Here is a 23,500-nt window from a genome sequence, read left to right on the forward strand (position 1 = left end):
ACTATTCCTGCTCTGGGTCACGCAAGTAATACCCTACTCCACGTCTAGTTACAATTAAAGTAGGATGGCTTGGATTATCTTCAATTTTTTCACGCAAACGACGTACTGTTACGTCTACTGTGCGCACATCTCCAAAATAGTCATAACCCCAAACTGTTTGTAATAAATGTTCGCGTGTCATAACTTGTCCTAAGTGTTTCGCTAAATAATGTAGCAACTCAAATTCACGATGTGTAAGCTCGATATTTTCCTCGCGCTTCGTTACACTATATGCATTTGGATTAATAACAATTGGTCCAATAACCATTTCTGTATTTTCTTCTTTTTCTGCAGCACCACCTTGTTGGTGACGGCGTAAATTCGCCTTCACACGAGCAAGTAATTCTCTCGTGCTAAATGGCTTCGTTACATAATCATCTGCCCCAAGCTCAAGCCCTAATACTTTATCAATCTCAGAGTCCTTTGCTGTAAGCATAATAATCGGCATTTCTGAACTTTTACGTATTTCACGACAAACCTCTAAGCCATCTTTACCTGGTAGCATAATATCTAATAAAACCATATCTGGTTGTTCTTCATTAGCTTTTTCAATTGCTTCATCACCATCATGCGCCATTACTATTTCAAAACCTTCTTTTTCTAGGTTAAACTTCAAAATATCTGCAATCGGCTTTTCATCATCAACTACTAAAATTTTCTTTCCCATCATCGTCTATTTCCTCCTTATAAAAATATGGTCAATAATCCCTAAACATATTGATGTTTACATAGTATGTCCTATATGACCGCATCCTTTGTTTAAGTATTTTCTCCTCTATTCTCATAGACTCATGTATGATCCACTTTTACACGGAATCCTATACGATCTATAGAAAAACCTCTAGCTTCAACTGCTAGAGGCTCCTCGTTCTATTTTAAAATAACTACTCAGTTTTGTAAAATTACATAAATAAAAAGGATATTAAGTGGGCCCACTTAATATCCTGAGAGTGGCTCGGGACGGAATCGAACCGCCGACACGAGGATTTTCAGTCCTCTGCTCTACCGACTGAGCTACCGAGCCAAAACTATATATAAAACCACTAATGGTGGTATAAACAAAAGTGGCGGTCCCGACCGGGGTCGAACCGGCGATCTCCTGCGTGACAGGCAGGCATGTTAACCACTACACCACGGGACCAAAAATAAGCATAAAAAAAACATGACCCGTACGGGATTCGAACCCGTGTTACCGCCGTGAAAGGGCGGTGTCTTAACCACTTGACCAACGGGCCACGAAAAATAAAATGGTGAGCCATGAAGGATTCGAACCTTCGACCCTCTGATTAAAAGTCAGATGCTCTACCAACTGAGCTAATGGCTCATACTCACCAACGTCATATTTTCGTGACGACAAGATGTATCATAACATGTATTCTGTATTCTTCGCAATACTTTTTTTCATTTTTTTATAAAAGATAAGAAAAAACTCATGCGGACATGAGTTTTTTCTTAAAATATCAATTAAGCCTCGTATACATTACGAACAATATTCGTTTGGTTACGATCTGGTCCAACTGAGAACATAGATAATTGAATTCCTGTTAACTCAGAAACACGTTCTACGTATTTTCGTGCATTTTCAGGAAGCTCGTCTAATGATTTTACACCAGTAATATCTTCTGTCCAACCTGGAAGCTCTTCATATACAGGCTCACATTTTGCTAAAATGTTTAAGTTTGCTGGAACTTCATCGATAACTTCGCCATTGTATTTGTAAGCAACACAAATTTTAAGAGTCGGAATATCTGTTAAAACGTCGATAGAATTTAATGATAGATCCGTTAAACCACTAACACGACGCGCATGTCTTACAACAACGCTATCGAACCAACCTACGCGGCGCGGACGACCAGTTGTTGTTCCGTACTCACGACCAACTTCACGAATTTGATGACCAATTTCATCATTAAGTTCAGTAGGGAATGGACCGTCACCAACACGGCTTGTATATGCTTTACATACACCTACAACGCGAGTAACTTTCGCAGGACCAACTCCAGTTCCAACTGTTACACCACCCGCAATCGGGTTAGAAGATGTAACGAATGGGTACGTACCGTGGTCAATATCAAGCATAACACCTTGTGCACCTTCAAATAATACACGGTGATTGTTATCTAGTGCATCATTTAATACAACAGATGTGTCGCATACATATTGTGCGATTTGTTGTCCATATTCGAAGTACTCTTCAAAGATTTCTTCTACACTGAAACCTTCTGTATCGTACATTTTTTCAAACAAACGATTTTTCTCTACTAAATTGCGCTCAAGCTTCTCTTTAAATGCTTCACGATCTAAAAGATCAGCCATACGGATACCAATACGAGCAGCTTTATCCATATATGCAGGACCGATACCTTTTTTCGTTGTACCGATTTTGTTATCACCTTTACTAGCCTCTTCTAACTCATCTTGTTTTAAGTGATAAGGTAAAATAACGTGTGCACGGTTACTTACACGTAAATTATCAGTACTTACACCACGGTCGTGTAAGTATTTTAACTCTTCAAGTAATGCTTTCGGATCTACTACTAAGCCATTTCCGATTACACAAATTTTCTCTTTATAGAAAATACCAGATGGAATTAAGTGTAACTTATATTTAACTCCGCCGAAAACAATTGTATGTCCCGCGTTATTTCCACCTTGATATCTTGCAACTACTTCCGCATGCTCAGAAAGAAAATCAGTGATTTTACCTTTTCCTTCGTCGCCCCATTGTGTTCCTACAACTACTACTGAAGACATTATTAAAGCACCTCCGCAATTTTCAAACGATCTATTCAAACAATATAATTGTACCAAAACCGAAAAAGAAGTCAACCAAAAAGCGAACATTTTTTTATCAAAAATCATTTTCGTTCGTAAGAATTATGTTTTCACCTTATGAAAGCCTTATCTTTACCCCATAAAAAAAGAAACACATCTTATTATAAGAAATGTGTTTCTTTTTTATACTGCCTTTATGCCCCATCCTCAAAGCGTCGTTCTAAGTTAACGAACTTATTGAACTCTTTGACGAATGCAAGTTCCACTGAACCTACTGGACCGTTACGTTGCTTTGCAATGATAATTTCAATCGTATTTTTATTTTCCGTTTCACGGTCATAGTAATCTTCACGATATAGGAAAGCTACAATATCAGCATCCTGCTCAATACTTCCAGATTCACGAATATCAGACATCATCGGGCGTTTATCCTGACGAGATTCTACACCACGAGATAACTGTGATAAGGCAATAACAGGCACTTGCAATTCACGTGCAATCCCTTTTAAAGTACGAGAAATCTCAGATACTTCCTGCTGACGGTTCTCACCTGATTTCCCACTTCCTTGAATAAGCTGTAAGTAGTCAATTAAAACCATTCCAAGACCTTGTTCTTGCTTTAGTCTACGACATTTTGCTCGAATCTCATTTACCTTAATTCCCGGTGTATCATCAATATATATACCGGCATTTGAAAGACTCCCCATCGCCATTGTTAATTTCGCCCAATCATCAGAAGTTAGTGACCCGGTACGAAGTCTTTGCGCATCGATATTTCCTTCTGCACAAAGCATACGCATAACAAGCTGATCGGAGCCCATCTCCAAGCTAAAAATCGCTACATTTTCATCCGTTTTCGTCGCTACGTTTTGTGCGATATTTAATGAAAATGCAGTTTTCCCTACTGACGGACGTGCTGCTACAATGATTAAATCATTTCGCTGGAAACCTGCCGTCATCTTATCTAATTCAGTAAATCCAGTTGGTATCCCAGTAACTTCACCTTTTTGATTATGCAAAAGTTCAATTTTATCATAAGCATCCACAAGAACATCTTTAATATTTTGAAATGCTTTTGCATTCGTTTGATGGGATACTTCTAATATTTTTTTCTCGGCCTCATTTAAAAGGCCGTCCACGTCATCTTCTCTCTCGTATCCATCCGACACTATATGAGTCGCTGTTCGAATTAAACGGCGTAAAAGTGCCTTTTCAGCAATGATACGTGCATAATATTCAACGTTAGCAGCTGTTGGAACAACTTCTGCTAACTCTGCTAGATAAGACACTCCACCAACTTCTTCTAGTAATCCTTGATCAGCCATCGCTGATGTCATTATTACTAAGTCGATCGGTTCTCCTTTATCAGATAATCCAAGCATGACCTCAAAAATCTTTTGATGTTTTGTTCGATAGAATGAATCAGGTACCAATAACTCCGATGCTGACGTTAACGCATCTTGATCAATTAATATGGCACCTAAAACCGCCTGCTCGGCCTCTATATTATGCGGAGGGGTACGATCAGCAAGTACATCACTCATACGCAATCCTCCTTGCTTAATTTATTTTTATTGTTCACTAACATGAACTTTTACTGTCGCTGTTACTTGCGGATGCAATTTCACTGTTACATTTGTGTAGCCTAATGCACGAATTGCATCATCCATTTCAAATTTACGTTTATCAAGTTTAATTTTATGTGATTTTTGCATCGCATCTACGATTTGTTTGCTCGTAATAGAACCGAATAAACGGCCACCTTCTCCAGATTTCGCCTTTAATTCTACAGTTAATTTCTCTAAAGTCTCTTTTAACTCTTTTGCATTTTCAAGCTCTGCTGCTGCATCTTTTTCTTCTTTACGCTTTTGAGCTTCTAAAGTTTTCATACTGCTATTTGTTGCTTCAGCAGCTAATCCTTGTTTTAGTAAGAAGTTATTTGCATAGCCATCCGGTACGTTTTTTATTTCTCCTTTTTTACCTTTACCTTTTACGTCTTTTAGAAAAATTACTTTCATGATTGTGTGCCTCCCTGTAAATAGTCATCAATAACAAATCGAAGCTTCTCCTCAGCTTCATCTACTGTAACATTTTTCATTTGTGTGGCTGCATTAGTCAAATGCCCTCCACCGCCTAAGTTTTCCATAATTAGCTGCACATTCACTTCACCTAAAGACCTGCTGCTAATTCCAATGAGATTCTCACCACGTTTCGCAACAACAAATGATGCAATAATCCCTGTCATCGTTAATAACGTGTCTGCCGATTGCGCAATAAGCACTTGATCGTAGTAATCATCACTATCAACTTTAGCAATCGCAATTCCATTTTTATAAATGTACGCATTTTTTATAGCTTTTGCAACCCGTAAATACTGATCCATATCTTCCTTTAAAAGTTCTTGTACAAGTACAGTATCTGCACCATGTGAGCGTAAATAAGAAGCAGCATCAAATGTACGAGCCCCTGTCCGGAATGTGAAACTTTTCGTGTCGACAATAATACCTGCTAACAATGCCGTCGCTTCTAGCATTGTCATCTTTAAATTTTTAGGTTGATACTCAAGTAATTCTGTAACCAATTCTGCCGTGGAAGAAGCATATGGTTCCATATAAACTAGCAATGGGTCTTCAATAAAATCTTCCCCACGACGATGATGATCAATAACTACTACATTTTCAATTTTATGTAACAGTTTTTGCTCCATCACCATAGAAGGTTTATGCGTATCAACAACAACAAGTAACGACTCATCATTTGCAAATTCCATCGCTTGCTCTGGAGTAATAAAATGAGACCATAACTCCTCATTTTGTTTCACTTTGTCCATCAAGCGTTTAATTCCCTTATCAGAATCATTTTCATCTAATACAATATATCCTTTACGCTCGTTTAATTGAGCCACTTTTAAAATACCAATCGCAGCACCAATTGCGTCCATATCAGGAGCCCTATGCCCCATGATAATGACATTACTACTTTCTAATACTAAATCCTTTAACGCATGCGAAATGACCCTAGCACGTACACGGGTACGCTTTTCAACGGGATTTGTCTTACCTCCATAGAACTTAACTTTACCTGTCGCTTGTTTAATAGCTACTTGGTCTCCACCGCGCCCAAGCGCAAGGTCTAAACCAGATTGAGCCATTGCCCCAAGCTCTGACAAAGGTAAATCACCTGATCCGACACCTACACTTAATGTAAGTGGTATATTCCTTTTAGATGTTTCTTCACGCACCTGATCTAAAATACTAAATTTCCCTTTCTCCATCTGCGTCAGAATACTTTCATTTAGCACAACGAAGAATCTTTCTGAAGATGCACGTTTTAAATACGCACCATACTTAAGTGCCCATTCATTTAGTCGCGATGTCACAAGACTTGTTATATTCGTACGTAATTGATCATCTAATCCTTGTGTAACTTCATCATAATTATCCAAATAAATTACAGCTAAAACAGTGCGTTGATCCTCATACATCTTTTCGATTTCCGTTTGTTCTGTTACATCAAAGAAATAAATTAACTTTTCTTCTTTCCTTACAAAAACGCGAAACTTTCGATTATTTAAAGAGACTATATCATCAGAAGTTTCTCCTTTAATGAAAAGAAGTAATGTTTCTGATACATCGTAAAGGTGCCATCCAGCTAACGCATGCTGTCCCAGGCATGAAGATAAATAAGGATTTGCCCAATCAATCCCGTAATCCTTATTGTATAACAAAATACCAATCGGCATTTGGTTAAATGCTTCATTACTGACTTTCTTTACCCTCGTAATCATATCTGTCGTATGCTTTTCGAAATTCCTTTGAAAATTAAGTTCAAATCGTATAACGATAAAGAACACGATACAAAAAATGATAAAAGCAGCTATCCCCATAATTAAATGAAAATAACAGAGAATTGAAATGAGCACAAACACAAAAAATGCCAATACATAAACAGGATATAAAAACCACTGTTTCTTATCAAATTCAGGCATGTATACAACTCCTATAAAGTAAAACTAACTCACCTTCCAGTTAGTTAAACAGATTAAAATAGTATAAGGAATATTATTTTATTCCCCTATTTTAGAACGCAACGAAATCCCTAAGTCAATTATACCTAAGATTGTCACAAGAGGAAACAGCATCGGAATAAACATGCATACAATAAAACTAATAATAGGAACCCCTTTAGTAAAACCTTTTCTATACGCTAAAAAGGAAATGAATGTCAGCCCTTGCAATACAAGCAATAGTGCAAATATGACATATAGGTTAGAAAATACCATATGTAAATATGATGTTGGATCTACTTTTATAAAAGTTGCTAACAAAATAAATATAACGTAATACCAAACAATACTCTTTGGTAATTGTAGATCTTTAAATTTAGGCCAAGGTATAATGTCATGTTTTAACTTTTTCAAAACACTACCTGATATTATCACTGTAATCCAAGAAAAACATACTGAAACTAGAACAAGTATACTTGGAAATAACGATTGTAATATATCATTCATTTGTGTAAGTAACTCTTTTTGTTCCTTACTAATCGGCATACCTATAGCACTTACTATCTTTTCACTTTGCACCATACTTTCACTAAACACACTTTGCATTTGCTTCATTATATCTATGTTGAAAAACTTTATACTCGCAACATAAATAAGTACAAAACCAATTAAGTATGCAAGCGTCCCCGCTATTAAGATTTCCACTGGCTTTTTTCTTGTTTTATACATATACCCTAAAACAATCCCTATCAATCCAAACATAGTTGTCTTCACTAAATTCATAGGTTGACTCACAATAATAGTAACAAAAAGTGCTGCTACAAAAATCACGAGCACATTAGATAGTTTATGTCTTATCGTTAATAGTATAAATGGTAACGGCAACGCAAAAGTTACAACAGTACCTAAAATCGGAACATACATAGATATAAGCAATAAAATTACATATATAGCTAATAACGCTGCGCCTTCTGTAATAAACTTTGTTTGTTTCACATTTTAACCTCTCTTTCAAAAAAGAAAAGCATAGCAAAATGCACAGTAGAGTCCGACTCTACTGTGCATTTCATACGCTATTATTCACCAACATATGGTAAAAGTGCCATTTGACGAGCACGTTTAATTGCAACTGTAAGTTTGCGTTGGTATTTTGCGCTTGTCCCTGTTACACGACGAGGTAAAATTTTACCACGCTCAGAAACGAAACGTTTTAATAAATCAACATCTTTATAGTCAATGCGAGTGATGCCGTTAGCTGTGAAGAAACACACCTTACGACGTTTCGCACGTCCACCTTTGCGTCCTGCCATGTCTATTTCCCTCCATTCTTTGTTAAAACTAACAAATTTACTGTATTAGAACGGTAAATCGTCGTCGGAAATGTCGATCGGTTGACCTACATTTGAAAATGGATCGTCATTCTTCGTAAATCCAGAGTTCCCTTGATTACCTTGGTTACCTGAATTACTAGATTGACCAAATGGGTTAGAGCCTTGGTTACCGAAACCAGCTCCTGATGGTTGCTGATTGAATGAACCACGTTGCTCCCCACCGCCATTACGCGGCTCTAAAAATTGTACGCTTTCCGCAAGAACTTCTGTTACATATACACGTTTACCGTCTTGTCCATCGTAATTACGAGTTTGAAGACGTCCATCTACGCCTGCTAAGCTTCCTTTTTTCAAATAATTTGCTACGTTTTCTGCTTGTTTACGCCATATTACACAATTAATAAAGTCAGCTTCACGCTCACCTTGTTGATTCGCAAATGCGCGATTCACAGCTAACGTAAAAGTAGCTACTGCAACACCATTGGGCGTGTAACGTAAGTCAGGGTCCTTAGTTAAACGACCAACGAGGATAACACGATTCATCAATCGAACCACTCTCCCTTATATATCAATTATTTTTCTTCTTCTTTAACAACGATATGACGAAGGATGTCTTCGTTGATCTTAGCTAAACGGTCGAATTCGTTAATCGCTTCTGCGTTAGAGTTCACGTTTAAGATCATGTAGAAACCTTCACGTAAGTCGTTGATTTCGTAAGCTAAACGACGCTTACCCCACTCTTTCGTGTTAATGATTTCTGCACCATTGTTTGTTAAAACACCTGCAAAACGTTCAACTAAAGCTTTTTGAGCTTCTTCTTCAACGCCAGGACGAATGATGTACATAATTTCGTACTTTCTCATTACACTTTCACCTCCTTTTGGTCTAAACGGCCCATAATGGGCAAGGAGCAATTAATTTATAGTAATTACTCACGAGTTTAGATTATATCATAGTAAGTTATATGAATCAACTCACCAATACATAAAAAACTTGGCAAACATATAATATATTCGCCAAGCTCATATCTTTATTTTTCCTAGGAAATATTAGATTAAACGTTAAAACGGAAGTGCATAACATCTCCGTCTTTTACGATATACTCTTTTCCTTCTAAACGTACTTTTCCAGCTTCTTTTGCAGCTGTCATAGAACCGTTTGTCATTAAGTCATCGTAAGAAACTGTTTCTGCACGAATAAATCCACGCTCAAAATCTGTATGAATAACACCAGCACATTGTGGTGCCTTCATACCTTGTTTAAATGTCCAAGCACGTACTTCTTGAACGCCAGCTGTAAAGTAAGTAGCAAGTCCTAATAAGTCATATGCTGCACGAATTAATTGATCTAAACCAGACTCTTCAATACCTAGTTCTTCAAGGAATACTTTTTTCTCTTCCTCGTCTAATTCAGCGATTTCTGATTCGATTTTTGCACATACAACGATTACTTGAGAATTTTCATTTTCTGCAAATTCTTTTACCATTTGTACGTATTTATTTTCCGAAGGATCGATAACATCGTCTTCACTTACGTTCGCTACGTATAACATTTCTTTTGTTGTAAGTAAATGAAGGCCTTTAACAATCTTCATCTGCTCTTCTGTAAATTCAACAGTACGAGCCGGTTTCCCCTCTTCAAAAGCCTCTTTTAAACGAACTAAAATTTCATGCTCATATACAGCTTCTTTATCTTTTTGTCTTGCTAATTTCGCAACACGCTCGATACGCTTATCAACAGACTCTAAGTCCGCTAAAATTAGCTCTAAGTTGATTGTTTCGATATCATCAATTGGATCTACTTTCCCTGAAACGTGCGTAATATTTTCGTCTTCAAAACAACGAACAACTTGGCAAATTGCATCTACTTGACGAATGTGAGATAAGAATTTATTCCCTAAACCTTCACCTTTACTAGCACCTTTTACGATACCTGCAATATCAGTAAACTCAAATACAGTCGGAACAGTCTTTTTCGGTTCTACTAATTCCGTTAATTTATTTAAACGCTCATCTGGTACTTCTACAATCCCTACGTTTGGATCAATTGTACAGAATGGATAGTTTGCAGATTCTGCTCCTGCTTGTGTAATTGCATTAAATAAAGTGGACTTACCTACGTTAGGTAATCCAACAATCCCAGCCGTTAATCCCATATTTTTCACTCCTATGTCTCAATCTTTCATCATTATAGATAGTAACGAAAAAAATGACAAGTTTCCGCCAAACGAAAAAAAGTAACAGTTACCTACTGTAACTGTTACTCTCCCTCTATTCTTCGTGCTTCACAAGTATTTTTTTCACCTTACGATCAAACTCTCTTCGAGTAATCATTACTGAATGGTCACATCCCTCGCACTTAATGCGGATATCCATTCCCATACGAATAATTTTCCAACGATTCTCGCCACATGGATGTGCTTTCTTCATTTCCACAACATCGTACAAGTTATATTCCTTTTGCTCCACTCTTCAAACTCCTCTCCATACTAAATTGCTTTTCCACTAACCAATTCTTCACGATTGTATAAAACCATACGTGGATATGGAATTTCAATTCCATGTAAATCAAGACGATTTTTAATCTCTTTACGAAGTGCCCTTGCAATAACTGCATGTTGCATCGGCTCTACTTCAGCGATAACGCGTAATATAACTTCTGATGCAGCTAACGTTTGCACACCTAATAATTGAGGTGTTGTTACCATTTTTTCATACTTTGAAGGTAACTCTACTAATAAATCTTCAATAACCTGTTCTGCTTTCGCAATATCAGCCTCATATGAAATAGATACATCAACAAACGCTACACTATTACTAACTGAATAGTTAGTAACTTGAATAATACTTCCATTTGGTAAAGTATGAATTTCACCTGTCCAACTCTTTACTTTCGTTGTACGAAGTCCAATTTCTAAAACGACTCCTTCAAATTGACCGATTTTAACATAATCGCCAACTGAAAACTGATCTTCTAGCAAAATAAATAAACCTGTAATAACGTCTTTCACTAAACTTTGAGCACCAAATCCGACTGCTAAACCAATTACCCCAGCACCCGCTAATAAACCTGATGCATTAATATCAAACACACCTAAAATCGCAATTAGCATAATGAACATAACAACATACGCTACAATATTTTCAAGTAATTTCGCCACTGTAACTGTACGACGTTCTGAAATTTGAATTGGAGAACGACTCCCCATACGAAACGCATTTCGTACAACCGCTCTTGCAATTCGCACAACAACTGCACCAATTGTTAAAATAATACATATTTTTAATGTCGCAACTCCAATATGAGCCCAACGATCAGCATCTAATAAATACTGTTTCGTAGAATTAAACCACTTCGTTAATAAATCCATGTACCTCTACCTCTCTAGCTAAAATTTCTTTTTAGTTATCCTTATTATTGTATCAGAAGTCCTCTAATTGCTGAAAAAATTTTATGATTTTAATCCTATTTTATCCCCGCCATTCAGGTATAAAATGGAACGAATATATATATACTAGTACTATTATTTCCGTTTTCATTCACATTTTGCAAAAATTACGCACTTATAGCTTTCCATTTTTCTCACCATATAACATATATTGAAAATTTATTAAAAGGATGGGTGCTTCATGAACATTGGAAGTTTTCGCTTACCATTTTTTGAGAAAGAAACTCAAAACGTTATGCACCAAGATCTAGAAGCCTCTGAGATAATCAGTAATTTCTTACTTACCCATATTCCTATTAAAACTAATATACCACTCATTCTCGTTTGTATCGGAACAGATCGTTCTACAGGTGACGCACTCGGCCCGTTAGTTGGTACAAAACTTGAACAAATAGACATCAAAAACCTCCAAATATTCGGTACACTAGATGAGCCAGTACATGCACTAAATTTAGAAGAAAAAATTCAGAATATACAGAAAAAAAATCCTACTGCATTTATAATTGCTGTTGATGCATGTTTAGGAAAGTCCCAAAATATTGGGTCAATCACTACTGGAAAGGGTCCTAGTAAACCGGGTGCTGCTATGAATAAGAAATTACCTGCAGTTGGTAATCTGCATATACACGGTATCGTCAATCTAAATGGGTTTATGGAGTTTTTCGTTCTTCAAAATACAAGATTAAGTTTAGTCATGAAAATGGCTGATGTAATCGCACAAAGTATAAAAGAGACGGATCAAAAATTATCCGCATTAAAAAAAGCAAACCATCTATAAATAATAAGATGGTTTGCTTTTTAATTTTTCTGTGCTAATAGTTCTAAAATACGATTTAAATCTTCTTTATTAAAAAATTCAATTTCGATTTTACCTTTTTCTTTTTTCGTCTCTTTAATTTTCACATCTGTGCCAAACTTTTCTCTTAAGAACGTTTCACGTTCTACGAAAAATATATTTCGCTCTTTTTTCACTTTTTTTGTTTCACGTGAAACGTGTTGATTAATCTCTTGGACGATTTTCTCTAATTGACGAACATTTAATCCTTCTTTTTCAATGCGTTTCAATAAGGACTTCAATTGTTCTTCGTCTTTTATCGTAAGTAAAGTTCTCCCATGAGCCATTGAAAGTTGACCATTTGCAATCATATCTTGGACGAACGAAGGGAGGCTTAATAACCGAGTATAATTTGCAATGTAAGGTCTGCTTTTGCCAAGACGTTTCGCTAATTGTTCTTGCGTTACATTTAGCTCATTCATTAACATCTGGTATGCCATTGCCTCTTCCATAGGATTTAAATCTTCTCGTTGTAAGTTTTCTAACAAAGCAAATTCCATCATTTGCTGTTCAGTTAATTGTCTTACAACCGCAGGTACCTTTTCTAAACCAGCCTCTTTTGCAGCACGAAATCGTCTTTCACCTGCAACGATTTCATATCCTTTAATACTCTTTCTAGCAATTAATGGTTGTAGAATACCGTGTTCCTTAATCGAAATTGCTAATTCCTGAATAGCCTCTTTATTAAAGTGTTTACGCGGTTGATATGGATTTGGCCTTAATTCAGTTACAATAATCTCCTGAATTGTTTCCTCTTCTTTCACATCTAAATCAGGAAAAAACACATTAATTCCTCTTCCTAATCCTTTAGCCACCTGCAATCACTTCCTCTGCTAAATCTATATATACTTCTGCTCCTCTTGATTTAGCGTCATACTGCATAATAGGTTTCCCATGACTTGGAGCCTCGCTCAAGCGTACATTACGCGGAATAATCGAGCGATATACTTTATCCCTAAAATACTTTTTCACTTCATCTATAACTTGGATCCCTAAATTTGTACGAGCATCCAACATTGTTAACAATACGCCTTGAATTGCTAAATTTTTATTTAAATGTTTTTGTACAAGTCGAACTGTATTTAATAGCTGACTTAATCCTTCTAGTGCATAATATTCACACTGTACAGGAATAATAACAGAATCTGCTGCTGTTAATGCATTAATCGTTAATAACCCTAAAGACGGGGGACAGTCGATAATAATATAATCATATTCATCACGAACTGGCTGTAATGCTCTTTGCAAACGTACTTCCCGGGAAATAGTCGGTACCAATTCAATTTCAGCACCAGCCAATTGAATTGTAGCGGGTAGAACATCTAAGTTTTCAGTTGCGGTTTTCTGTATAACCCCTTGAACATCTGCATCTTCCACAAGAACGTTGTAAATACATTGATCTAATTCAGATTTTTCAATTCCCACACCAGTCGTTGCATTTCCTTGAGCATCAATATCTACAAGAAGGACTTTTTTACCTACTTGCGCCAATCCAGCCCCTAAATTAACAGATGTTGTGGTTTTTCCAACACCGCCTTTTTGATTAGCAATAGCAATGATTTTTCCCATGATGTCACCTACTTTCAACCTTTCTATCTTATTCTAGTAACAATTACGTTTATTGTAACATGAAATAAAACTTTTTCTTTTACGTCCTTTATTAAACTTCAAAATTTATTTCTAAACTCCTTCTTCATTTAACAAGAAAATATAGTAAAAGAGACCTCTCCAATAGGATAAGGTCTCTAACACGTCATTATTATTTTTTCTTTGGAATTTTAATTGTAATTTGATAGTACTCATCAAATTCTTCTTCCTCAGAATTAACATTTAAACCACTTTCAGTAACCATTTGTAAAGATTGTCTAATTGTATTCATAGCAATCCTCGTATCTCGACTTACTGCTTTTTGCTTTGCCTTACGCTTCGGTTTTGCTTCCTCTAGTAACTTCGCAATTCGTTCTTCTGTTTGCTTTACATTCAGTTGTTTCTCCACAATTTCCTGTAAAACCTTCAGTTGTAATTCCTCATTTTTTAAAGGAATGAGAGCGCGGGCATGACGTTCTGTAATGCTTTTTTCTAATAATGCACTTTTTATTTCTTCAGGCAACTTTAACAATCGCAACTTATTTGCGATTGTAGATTGTCCTTTTCCAAGTCGTTGTGCCAATGCTTCTTGTGTTAAATTATGTAACTCAATCAGCTTTTGATATGCCACAGCTTCCTCGATTGCCGTTAGTTCCTCACGTTGCAAGTTTTCAATTAAAGCTACAGAAGCTGTCTCTGTATCATTTAAGTTCTTTATAATTGCAGGAACCTTTTCCCAACCTAACTTTGTTGCCGCGCGAAAACGTCTTTCTCCAGCAATAATCTCATACTTATCGTCCTCATATTGCCTTACAACAATCGGCTGAATAAGTCCATGTGTACGAATCGTTAATGCTAGCTCATCAATACGCGCATCATCAAAAACTGTTCTTGGTTGATAACGGTTAGGGGTAATATTTACTATCGGAATTTCTTGTATTTCCTCATATACCTTTTTATCTATCTCTTCATGGCTTTCGTCTTGTAATTCGAATTCGCTCTCTTTATCTCCAAAGCCAAATAAACGAGAAAACGTATTTTTCATACATATTCCACCACCTTTTAGGCCTATTGACTATTCTCCATAAAATGTTTCCTATGAAACATTTACGTTTTCATTTATATAATTTAATCTTACGTCTAATAAGATTTATTTTTCAATAGGTAATTTATTGGGTGTTCCCGGTTTGCGTGGATATTTCTTTGGTGTCTTGCGCTTTTTCTCGATTAATAAAATATTACGTTCACTCTCTTCAAACGGTAATTGGAACGTAGACATCTCTTTTAACTCTCCGCCTAGAACCTCTAAAGCATACTTGCCATTTTCGATTTCTTCGTTTGCTGCTGCACCTTTCATTGCAATGAATGTTCCTCCAACTTTTACAAGTGGTAAACATAGCTCACTTAATACAGAAAGACGCGCAACTGCACGTGCCATTACAATATCGTATGATTCACGTACACCTTCTTTTTTCCCAAATGTTTCAGCACGATCATGACAAAATGCAACATCACTTAATTCTAACTTTTGTGCTAAGTGATTTAAGAAATTAATACGTTTTTGCAATGAATCTACAATTGTTACTTTTAAGTGCGGGAAACAGATTTTTAAAGGAATACTTGGGAATCCAGCCCCTGCACCAACATCACAAATTGAGAATGGTTTTGAAAAATCATAATAAAAAGCAGCTGTAATGGAATCAAAAAAGTGTTTTAAGTATACTTCTTCTTTTTCTGTAATAGCCGTTAAGTTCATTTTTTCATTCCACTCTACTAATGTTTCAAAGTAGATTTTGAACTGCTCTAATTGTCTAGAAGAGAGGGTGATTCCCTTCTCTTCTAGCATAGATTGAAATTGTTCTATGTTCATCTAGCAATATCTCCTTACTATGTTATTGGTTCGATACGCGCGCAATTTTTCCTTGTTCTATATACACAAGTAAAATGGAAATATCCGCTGGATTTACGCCAGAAATACGTGAAGCCTGCCCCATTGAAAGTGGACGAACATCTTTCAATTTCTGTCTAGCTTCTGAAGCAAGGCTAGAAATCGCGTCATAATCAATATCTACAGGGATTTTTTTACTCTCCATTTTCTTCATTCGCTCTACTTGCTGTAAAGATTTTTCAATATATCCTTCGTACTTAATCTGAATTTCAACTTGTTCTGTAACTTCATCACTTAATTCTACTTCACTTGGTACTAAAAGATGAATATGCTCATATGTCATCTCTGGACGACGTAATAAGTCACTTGCACGTATTCCATCTTTCAATTCACTTCCGCCAATATTGCGAATTAATTCTTGAACTTCAGGACGTGGTTTAATAATAATGCTGCTTAAACGTTCCTTTTCCTGTTCAATTTGTAATTTTTTATTTGTAAATCGCTCATATCGCTCTTCTTTAATTAATCCAATTTCACGACCAACTTCAGTTAAACGAAGATCAGCATTATCGTGGCGTAATAATAGACGGTATTCTGCACGAGACGTTAATAAACGATATGGTTCATTTGTACCTTTCGTTACAAGATCATCAATTAAGACACCAATATAAGCATCCTCGCGGCCTAAAACAACTTCTTTTTTACCTAAAGAACGGCATGCTGCATTAATCCCAGCCATAAGTCCTTGTCCTGCCGCCTCTTCGTAACCAGAAGTTCCATTAATTTGTCCTGCTGTATATAAATTTTTAATCTTTTTCGTTTCAAGTGTTGGCCATAATTGTGTTGGCACAATTGCATCATATTCAATCGCATAACCTGTGCGCATCATTTCAACATTTTCTAGGCCTGGAATTGTTCTAAGCATGTCACGTTGTACATCTTCTGGTAGGCTTGTGGATAAACCTTGTACATATACTTCTTGTGTATTACGCCCTTCTGGCTCTAAGAAAATTTGATGACGTGGTTTGTCATTAAATCTTACTACTTTGTCTTCAATAGAAGGACAGTACCTAGGGCCTGTTCCTTTAATCATACCAGAATACATAGCTGAACGATGTAAATTTTCATCTATTAAACGGTGTGTTTCTGTACTTGTATATGTCAACCAACATGGAATTTGATCCATAATAAATTTCGTTGTTTCAAAAGAGAACGAACGCGGCTTATCATCACCTGGTTGAATTTCTGTTTTACTGTAGTCAATTGTATTACTGTTTACACGCGGAGGTGTCCCTGTTTTAAATCTAACAAGATCAAATCCGAGCTCCTCTAAATGCTCAGATAATGTAATAGACGGTTGTTGATTATTTGGACCGCTTGAATATTTTAAATCGCCCATGATAATCTCGCCACGTAAAAATGTTCCAGTGGTAATTACAACGGTTTTCGCTGTATATTCTGCACCAGCTTGTGTAACTACCCCTTTACATATACCTTCTTCAACGATTAAACGCTCTACCATTCCTTGGAACAACGTTAAGTTTGGTGTTTCTTCAATTGTTTTCTTCAATTCATGTTGGTAAGAGAATTTATCAGCTTGCGCTCGAAGTGCACGTACAGCTGGACCCTTACCTGTATTTAGCATACGCATTTGAATATGAGTTTTATCAATATTACGTCCCATTTCTCCGCCTAATGCATCAATTTCACGAACAACAATCCCTTTTGCTGGTCCACCAACAGAAGGGTTACATGGCATGAATGCTACCATATCTAAGTTAATTGTTAACATTAATGTTTTTGAGCCCATTCGTGCTGCCGCAAGACCAGCTTCACATCCTGCATGACCTGCACCGATTACTATGACATCGTATGAACCGGCATTGTATCCCATTGTTTATTCCTCCTAATAATCTCTATCTTTCTAAAACATCACTATATTATTTTCCTAAACAAAATTGAGAGAACAACTGGTCAATTAGGCTTTCATGGACTGTGTCACCAGTAATTTCACCAAGTATTTCCCACGTTCTTGTTAAATCAATTTGCACCATATCAATTGGTACACCATTTTCTATTGCCTCAATTGCATCACCGATTGTTTGTCCCGCTTGTGTTAATAATCCAATATGTCTCGCATTAGAAACATATGTCATATCTGTAGAATCGATTGTTCCTTCAAAGAATAAATCAGCTATTGCCTTTTCGAGTTCATCTATTCCTTGTTCCTCAATTAAGGATGTTGTAATAACACGATTTCCCTCGGCTAACTCTGTAACACGTTCCATATCAATCGATTGCGGTAAATCAGTTTTATTCACAATAACAATAAAGTCTTTTCCTTGTACCGCATGGAATAGATCTTCATCCTCATTTGTTAAAGCCTCGCTATAGTTGACAACAACTAATACTAAATCTGCTTGGCTCATCATTTCTTTTGAACGCTCCACACCAATTCGTTCAACAACATCTTCTGTCTCACGAATACCGGCTGTATCTATAAGTTTAAGAGGTACGCCACGCACATTAACGTACTCTTCAATAACATCACGAGTTGTTCCTGCAATATCAGTTACAATTGCTTTTTTCTCCTGAACAAGGCTATTTAATAACGATGATTTTCCAACATTAGGCCTACCGATAATTGCTGTAGCAATACCTTCACGTAAGATTTTCCCTTGTTTTGATGTTTCTAATATTTTTTCGATTTCCGAACGAACATGCGTTGCTTTCTCAATTAAAATATTATGTGTCATCTCTTCTACATCATCGTATTCTGGATAATCTATATTTACCTCAACATGAGCTAATGTTTCTAATATTTCTTGACGTAAGCGACCAATTAATTTAGATAATCGCCCTTCCATTTGATTAATTGCTACATTCATCGCACGATCTGTTTTTGCTCGAATCAAATCCATAACAGCTTCTGCTTGTGATAAATCGATACGTCCATTTAAAAAAGCACGTTTTGTAAATTCGCCCGGTTCTGCCAATCGTACTCCTTGCGCTAGAATAAGTTGCAATACTTTATTTACTGAAACAAGTCCGCCATGACAGTTAATTTCCACTATATTTTCACGTGTAAAAGTCCTCGGTGCGCGCATAATAGACACCATAACTTCTTCAATAACTTGATTTGTATCTAAATCAACGATATGACCATAATGAATAGTATGAGAAGAAACCTCTGTTAAATCCTTCCCTTTAAAAATACGGTCAACTTTCTCAACCGCATCATCCCCACTTACTCGAACAATGGCAATTGCACCCTCTCCAAGCGCTGTGGAAATCGCAGCAATTGTATCAAATTCCATGTCCTTTCACCTCACTTGCTTATTTATCTCTATTTCAACATGATTATTTCTTTCACTAAATTATTAGGATACCATAACGAACCTATCTACAAAAGAAGAATAACTCATTTTATTATATCCCCATGTAAAAAACACTAAACTTATTCACAGTGGATAAGTTTAGTGTTTTTTAGTTATCCACATCTATTTTTCGCTCAAAAAAACCGGCACTCATTTGAGCAACCGGTCATTTAGGAGATATTACAACATGCCGATGTGGTTCATTTCCTTCAGAAGTTGTTTTGATACCTTGATGATTTGATAATGCCTGATGAATAATTTTTCGTTCAAAAGATGGCATCGGTTCTAAAATAACTCTTTTTTTCGTATTAGATACTTGTTTCGCTAATCGATAAGAAAGTGATTCTAACGTACTTTTTCTTTTACTACGATAATTTTCAGCATCTAGTGTAATACCGATATACTGCTTCGTGTTACGATTTGCGACAAGTTTTGTTAAATACTGTAAAGAGTTCAATGTATTACCTCTTTTTCCAATTAAAACTCCTACATCATCACCAGAAATTGTAAATTCAATCTCGCGTCCTTTTACAATTTTACTAATTTCAACTTCCACACCCATATTGTGAATAACATTTCTTAAATATTCTTCACATTCCTGAATTGGATCTTTCTTCAATACAACTTCTACTACTGCAGGACGATTCCCAAATAAACCTAAGAACCCTCTTTTACCCTCATCGACAATATTTATATCTACTCGATCTTTTGATGTGTTTAATTGCCTTAAAGCATCCTCTACTGCCAGCTCGACTGTTTGTCCTTTAGCAGTAATTATACTCACTTGCTTGAGCCTCCAGCTTTGTTAGCCTTAATCTCTGGCCCTTTGATAAAGTACATTTGAGCAATACCAAAGATATTACCAACAACCCAGTAAAGTGATAATGCAGCTGGGAAGTTAATTGCAAAGATTAAAATCATAATCGGCATAAGCCAAAGCATCATTGCCATTTGCGGATTTTGACCAGCTGTTCCTGCCATTGCAAGCTTTTGCTGAATAAATGTCGTAATTGCCGCAACAACTGGTAAGATATAGAACGGATCTGCCTGTCCTAAATCAAACCATAAAAATGTATGTTCACTAATTGCTGTTGTTCTCATAATCGCATGATAAAACGCGAATAAAATAGGCATCTGAACAAATATCGGTAAACATCCTGCCAATGGATTTACACCATTCTTTTGATATAACTGCATCATTTCTTGTTGTAGTTTTTGCTGCGTTGCTTGATCTTTAGAACTATATTTCTCTTTTAACTTCACCATTTCTGGTTGTAACGCTTGCATTGCCTTTGTACTCTTCGTTTGTTTAATCATTAATGGTAATAATGCAAAACGAATGATAAGAGTTGTAATAACAATTGCTAAACCGTAATTACTGTTAAATAAGTCGGCAAAATACGTGATTAACTGAGAAAGTGGATATACGAAATATTCATTCCAAATCCCAGTACTTTTCGATGTAATCGGCTGACCCGTTTCACTACAACCGGTGGCAATCGCCATTAATGCAACGACCATGGCTAGTAAACCTAATTTCTTTTTCAAAGCCTACTCCTCCTTGTATCGGTATGTATATAGTGTAATTCATTTCCTTACGCTACTTTTTTATTCTTTTCATACCAGAGCGTTTAAAGACATGAATTAAGCTTTTCTTTACTTCTTCATATGTCATCTCTGCACAAGGCTTCCTTGCTATTATAACAAAATCTTTTCCAGAATCTATCTCATCTTTTAACTCTGTAATAGCCTGACGGACCATGCGCTTAATTCGATTACGAACTACTGCATTTCCTATTTTCTTGCTAACAGAAAGGCCGATGCGAAAGTTTGGCTGTTCTTCTTTATCTAATTGGTATACAACAAACTGACGATTCGCATTTGATTTTCCTTTTTGAAAAACCGCCTGGAATTCATCATTCTTCTTTATACGATGTTTTTTCTTCATATCAATTGACACTCCTGTATTTCATCAGCGGAAATTCACTATTATTAGAAAAAAAGACCACTGAACGATCAGTGGTCTACGCAGATAATACTTTTCTTCCTTTACGACGACGAGCTGCTAGCACTTTACGTCCGTTCGCTGTGCTCATACGGCTGCGGAAACCATGTACTTTGCTGCGCTTACGTTTATTTGGTTGGTAAGTTCTTTTCATTATATGACACCTCCCTGAGGAATATCTGTTAAAGACAGTCCTATAAATTATAGTTAATTAACTAGGAAAATGTCAATGGTTCTAGAAATTTTCATCAAATATTCATTTTGAACCTATTCACATACTTTTTCACAGCATCTATATTTCCTTGTGGATAAATGTTTTTTCACGTTTTTTATATCCACAAACTTTTTTCCCACTTTTACACAGTATATCGTGTTGTGGACAAGTTTATTCCACAAGGTATTGATTTTGTGGATAACTTTCTTAAATTCATTGCTATAGCCACTTTTTTTTGATATTATAGTTGTGTTTTCACTTTGAATAAGTTTTCCACGCCTTTATCTTATCCACAATTTGTGTATAACATGTGGACAGTTTTAATCACATGTGGGTAAATAGTTGTCCACATTTGCTTTTTTTGTCGAAAACCCTATCTCATATACAAACGACGTTTTTAGGTTTTAAAATACGTTTCGTATAAATATACATTTTATATTTATTAGGTTGTACATTTGTTGCGCAACCTTATTCTTTTACCATCTTAGTAAAGGAGGGACACCTTTGGAAAATATCTCTGATTTATGGAATAGTGCCTTAAAAGAATTAGAAAAAAAGGTAAGCAAGCCTAGTTATGAAACATGGTTAAAATCAACAACGGCTCATAACTTGAAGAAAGACGTATTAACGATTACAGCTCCAAATGAATTTGCTCGTGACTGGCTAGAATCTCATTACTCAGAACTAATTTCGGAAACACTATACGATTTAACAGGGGCAAAATTAGCAATTCGCTTTATTATTCCCCAAAGTCAATCGGAAGAGGACATTGATCTTCCTCCAGTTAAGCGGAATCCAGCACAAGATGATTCAGCTCATTTACCACAGAGCATGTTAAATCCAAAATATACATTTGATACATTTGTTATCGGCTCTGGTAACCGTTTTGCCCATGCAGCTTCATTAGCTGTAGCCGAGGCGCCAGCTAAAGCGTATAATCCACTCTTTATTTACGGGGGAGTTGGGCTTGGAAAGACGCATTTAATGCACGCAATTGGTCATTATGTAATTGAACATAATCCAAATGCAAAAGTTGTATATTTATCATCAGAAAAATTCACGAATGAATTTATTAACTCTATTCGTGATAATAAAGCTGTTGATTTTCGTAATAAATATCGCAACGTAGATGTTTTATTGATAGATGATATTCAATTTCTTGCTGGAAAAGAACAAACTCAAGAAGAGTTTTTCCATACATTTAATGCATTACACGAAGAAAGTAAACAAATTGTAATTTCTAGTGATCGACCACCAAAAGAAATTCCAACTTTAGAAGATCGTCTTCGTTCTCGCTTTGAATGGGGACTTATTACAGATATTACGCCGCCAGATTTAGAGACACGAATTGCAATTTTACGCAAAAAGGCAAAAGCTGAAGGGCTTGATATACCAAATGAAGTTATGCTTTATATCGCAAATCAAATTGATTCAAATATTCGTGAATTAGAAGGTGCACTTATCCGAGTTGTAGCTTATTCATCTTTAATTAATAAAGATATTAATGCTGATTTAGCAGCTGAAGCACTTAAAGATATTATTCCAAATTCTAAGCCGAAAATTATCTCTATTTATGATATTCAAAAAGCTGTCGGAGACGTTTATCAAGTAAAATTAGAAGATTTTAAAGCGAAAAAACGCACAAAATCAGTTGCGTTTCCTCGCCAAATTGCAATGTATTTATCACGCGAACTTACGGATTCCTCTTTACCAAAAATAGGTGAAGAATTTGGTGGACGTGATCATACAACAGTTATCCATGCCCATGAAAAAATTTCTAAACTACTAAAAACCGATACGCAATTACAAAAGCAAGTTGAAGAAATTAATGGTATTTTAAAGTAGTAGCTGAATAGTGTGAATAACTTACCTTGTTTTACGCACAGTCTATCCACATGTAGATAGACTGTTTTTACATCCTTCAAAGGGGTTATCCACATATCCACAAGCCCTATTACTATTACTACTATTTTTTATCTTTATTAATTAAATAAA

General features: G+C 36.0%; 24 protein-coding genes and 4 tRNA genes. 2 read left to right on the top strand and 26 right to left on the bottom strand.

Annotation, left to right across the window (positions count from 1 at the left end; translation table 11 throughout):
* Nucleotide 1 precedes the first annotated feature (1 nt).
* The 16 genes from walR to AC1Q51_RS18025 all read right to left on the bottom strand — a co-directional run bounded on the left by walR (nucleotide 2) and on the right by AC1Q51_RS18025 (nucleotide 11,521).
* Nucleotides 2-709 (bottom strand): cell wall metabolism DNA-binding response regulator WalR, encoded by a 708-nt coding sequence (gene walR / locus AC1Q51_RS17950; RefSeq protein ID WP_000971865.1) that lies wholly within the window; start codon nucleotides 707-709, stop codon nucleotides 2-4.
* Nucleotides 710-990: 281 nt separating this feature from the next.
* Nucleotides 991-1,063: transfer RNA gene (locus AC1Q51_RS17955), tRNA-Phe, on the bottom strand.
* A gap of 41 nt (nucleotides 1,064-1,104) precedes the next feature.
* Nucleotides 1,105-1,180, bottom strand: a tRNA-Asp gene (locus AC1Q51_RS17960).
* A 22-nt stretch (nucleotides 1,181-1,202) separates the two neighbouring features.
* A tRNA-Glu gene (locus AC1Q51_RS17965) sits at nucleotides 1,203-1,274 on the bottom strand.
* 13 nt (nucleotides 1,275-1,287) lie between these two features.
* Nucleotides 1,288-1,363 (bottom strand) — tRNA-Lys (locus AC1Q51_RS17970).
* Between the two features lie 140 nt (nucleotides 1,364-1,503).
* On the bottom strand, nucleotides 1,504-2,793 hold the full coding sequence (locus AC1Q51_RS17975) for an adenylosuccinate synthase (RefSeq protein WP_000100230.1): 1,290 nt from the start codon (nucleotides 2,791-2,793) through the stop codon (nucleotides 1,504-1,506).
* A 215-nt stretch (nucleotides 2,794-3,008) separates the two neighbouring features.
* Nucleotides 3,009-4,358: a replicative DNA helicase gene (dnaB, locus tag AC1Q51_RS17980; RefSeq protein WP_001286147.1), complete on the bottom strand. Its 1,350-nt coding sequence runs from the start codon at nucleotides 4,356-4,358 to the stop codon at nucleotides 3,009-3,011.
* Between the two features lie 27 nt (nucleotides 4,359-4,385).
* Complete coding sequence (rplI, locus tag AC1Q51_RS17985) at nucleotides 4,386-4,832, bottom strand: 50S ribosomal protein L9 (protein ID WP_000864223.1); 447 nt, start codon at nucleotides 4,830-4,832, stop codon at nucleotides 4,386-4,388.
* Nucleotides 4,829-6,802 (bottom strand): DHH family phosphoesterase, encoded by a 1,974-nt coding sequence (locus AC1Q51_RS17990; protein WP_001113779.1) that lies wholly within the window; start codon nucleotides 6,800-6,802, stop codon nucleotides 4,829-4,831. The genes rplI and AC1Q51_RS17990 overlap by 4 nt, the downstream gene beginning before the upstream one ends.
* Before the next feature lie 78 nt (nucleotides 6,803-6,880).
* On the bottom strand, nucleotides 6,881-7,816 hold the full coding sequence (locus AC1Q51_RS17995) for a YybS family protein (RefSeq protein ID WP_023523631.1): 936 nt from the start codon (nucleotides 7,814-7,816) through the stop codon (nucleotides 6,881-6,883).
* An 80-nt stretch (nucleotides 7,817-7,896) separates the two neighbouring features.
* The gene (gene rpsR, locus AC1Q51_RS18000) at nucleotides 7,897-8,130 is read right to left on the bottom strand and encodes a 30S ribosomal protein S18 (protein ID WP_000918873.1); all 234 of its coding nucleotides are present in this window, start codon (nucleotides 8,128-8,130) and stop codon (nucleotides 7,897-7,899) included.
* Nucleotides 8,131-8,175: 45 nt separating this feature from the next.
* Complete coding sequence (gene ssb / locus AC1Q51_RS18005) at nucleotides 8,176-8,697, bottom strand: single-stranded DNA-binding protein (RefSeq protein ID WP_002094213.1); 522 nt, start codon at nucleotides 8,695-8,697, stop codon at nucleotides 8,176-8,178.
* A 26-nt stretch (nucleotides 8,698-8,723) separates the two neighbouring features.
* Complete coding sequence (gene rpsF / locus AC1Q51_RS18010; RefSeq protein WP_001233781.1) at nucleotides 8,724-9,014, bottom strand: 30S ribosomal protein S6; 291 nt, start codon at nucleotides 9,012-9,014, stop codon at nucleotides 8,724-8,726.
* Between the two features lie 191 nt (nucleotides 9,015-9,205).
* Nucleotides 9,206-10,306 (bottom strand): redox-regulated ATPase YchF, encoded by a 1,101-nt coding sequence (gene ychF / locus AC1Q51_RS18015; protein WP_000524670.1) that lies wholly within the window; start codon nucleotides 10,304-10,306, stop codon nucleotides 9,206-9,208.
* Between the two features lie 115 nt (nucleotides 10,307-10,421).
* On the bottom strand, nucleotides 10,422-10,619 hold the full coding sequence (locus AC1Q51_RS18020) for a DUF951 domain-containing protein (protein WP_000435486.1): 198 nt from the start codon (nucleotides 10,617-10,619) through the stop codon (nucleotides 10,422-10,424).
* A gap of 20 nt (nucleotides 10,620-10,639) precedes the next feature.
* Nucleotides 10,640-11,521, bottom strand: a complete 882-nt coding sequence (locus AC1Q51_RS18025) for a mechanosensitive ion channel family protein (RefSeq protein ID WP_000365115.1) — start codon at nucleotides 11,519-11,521, stop codon at nucleotides 10,640-10,642.
* A 259-nt stretch (nucleotides 11,522-11,780) separates the two neighbouring features.
* Here AC1Q51_RS18025 and yyaC point away from each other — a divergent pair, with 259 nt between their 5' ends.
* Nucleotides 11,781-12,377 carry a spore protease YyaC gene (gene yyaC / locus AC1Q51_RS18030; RefSeq protein WP_492331623.1) on the top strand — a complete coding sequence of 199 codons (597 nt, stop codon included), beginning with the start codon at nucleotides 11,781-11,783 and terminating at the stop codon, nucleotides 12,375-12,377.
* 20 nt (nucleotides 12,378-12,397) lie between these two features.
* Here yyaC and spo0J read toward each other — a convergent pair whose 3' ends face one another.
* From spo0J to rpmH, 10 genes are all read right to left on the bottom strand, one after another.
* Nucleotides 12,398-13,249 carry a stage 0 sporulation protein Spo0J gene (gene spo0J, locus AC1Q51_RS18035; RefSeq protein ID WP_078400658.1) on the bottom strand — a complete coding sequence of 284 codons (852 nt, stop codon included), beginning with the start codon at nucleotides 13,247-13,249 and terminating at the stop codon, nucleotides 12,398-12,400.
* Nucleotides 13,242-14,003 carry a sporulation initiation inhibitor protein Soj gene (gene soj, locus AC1Q51_RS18040; RefSeq protein WP_000516114.1) on the bottom strand — a complete coding sequence of 254 codons (762 nt, stop codon included), beginning with the start codon at nucleotides 14,001-14,003 and terminating at the stop codon, nucleotides 13,242-13,244. Before soj ends, spo0J begins: the two co-directional genes overlap by 8 nt.
* Before the next feature lie 190 nt (nucleotides 14,004-14,193).
* On the bottom strand, nucleotides 14,194-15,066 hold the full coding sequence (gene noc / locus AC1Q51_RS18045; protein WP_000799016.1) for a nucleoid occlusion protein: 873 nt from the start codon (nucleotides 15,064-15,066) through the stop codon (nucleotides 14,194-14,196).
* A gap of 105 nt (nucleotides 15,067-15,171) precedes the next feature.
* Entirely contained in the window at nucleotides 15,172-15,891 is a 720-nt protein-coding gene (gene rsmG, locus AC1Q51_RS18050; protein WP_001019628.1) for a 16S rRNA (guanine(527)-N(7))-methyltransferase RsmG, read from the bottom strand.
* Between the two features lie 22 nt (nucleotides 15,892-15,913).
* Entirely contained in the window at nucleotides 15,914-17,803 is a 1,890-nt protein-coding gene (mnmG, locus tag AC1Q51_RS18055; protein WP_000541052.1) for a tRNA uridine-5-carboxymethylaminomethyl(34) synthesis enzyme MnmG, read from the bottom strand.
* Nucleotides 17,804-17,849: 46 nt separating this feature from the next.
* Entirely contained in the window at nucleotides 17,850-19,226 is a 1,377-nt protein-coding gene (gene mnmE, locus AC1Q51_RS18060) for a tRNA uridine-5-carboxymethylaminomethyl(34) synthesis GTPase MnmE (RefSeq protein ID WP_110497548.1), read from the bottom strand.
* 226 nt (nucleotides 19,227-19,452) lie between these two features.
* A complete protein-coding gene (gene jag / locus AC1Q51_RS18065) occupies nucleotides 19,453-20,070 on the bottom strand; it encodes an RNA-binding cell elongation regulator Jag/EloR (RefSeq protein WP_000022795.1) in 618 nt (205 codons plus the stop codon).
* Nucleotides 20,067-20,834 (bottom strand): YidC family membrane integrase SpoIIIJ, encoded by a 768-nt coding sequence (spoIIIJ, locus tag AC1Q51_RS18070; protein WP_000727740.1) that lies wholly within the window; start codon nucleotides 20,832-20,834, stop codon nucleotides 20,067-20,069. Before spoIIIJ ends, jag begins: the two co-directional genes overlap by 4 nt.
* 52 nt (nucleotides 20,835-20,886) lie before the next feature.
* The gene (gene rnpA / locus AC1Q51_RS18075; RefSeq protein ID WP_000726621.1) at nucleotides 20,887-21,234 is read right to left on the bottom strand and encodes a ribonuclease P protein component; all 348 of its coding nucleotides are present in this window, start codon (nucleotides 21,232-21,234) and stop codon (nucleotides 20,887-20,889) included.
* A gap of 76 nt (nucleotides 21,235-21,310) precedes the next feature.
* On the bottom strand, nucleotides 21,311-21,445 hold the full coding sequence (rpmH, locus tag AC1Q51_RS18080) for a 50S ribosomal protein L34 (RefSeq protein ID WP_000831901.1): 135 nt from the start codon (nucleotides 21,443-21,445) through the stop codon (nucleotides 21,311-21,313).
* Nucleotides 21,446-22,009: 564 nt separating this feature from the next.
* On the opposite strand from rpmH, the gene dnaA reads away from it, so the two are divergent.
* Nucleotides 22,010-23,350 carry a chromosomal replication initiator protein DnaA gene (dnaA, locus tag AC1Q51_RS18085; RefSeq protein ID WP_000428028.1) on the top strand — a complete coding sequence of 447 codons (1,341 nt, stop codon included), beginning with the start codon at nucleotides 22,010-22,012 and terminating at the stop codon, nucleotides 23,348-23,350.
* Nucleotides 23,351-23,500: the final 150 nt, after the last annotated feature.

It is taken from the genome of Bacillus sp. MT94, from assembly GCF_058792475.1.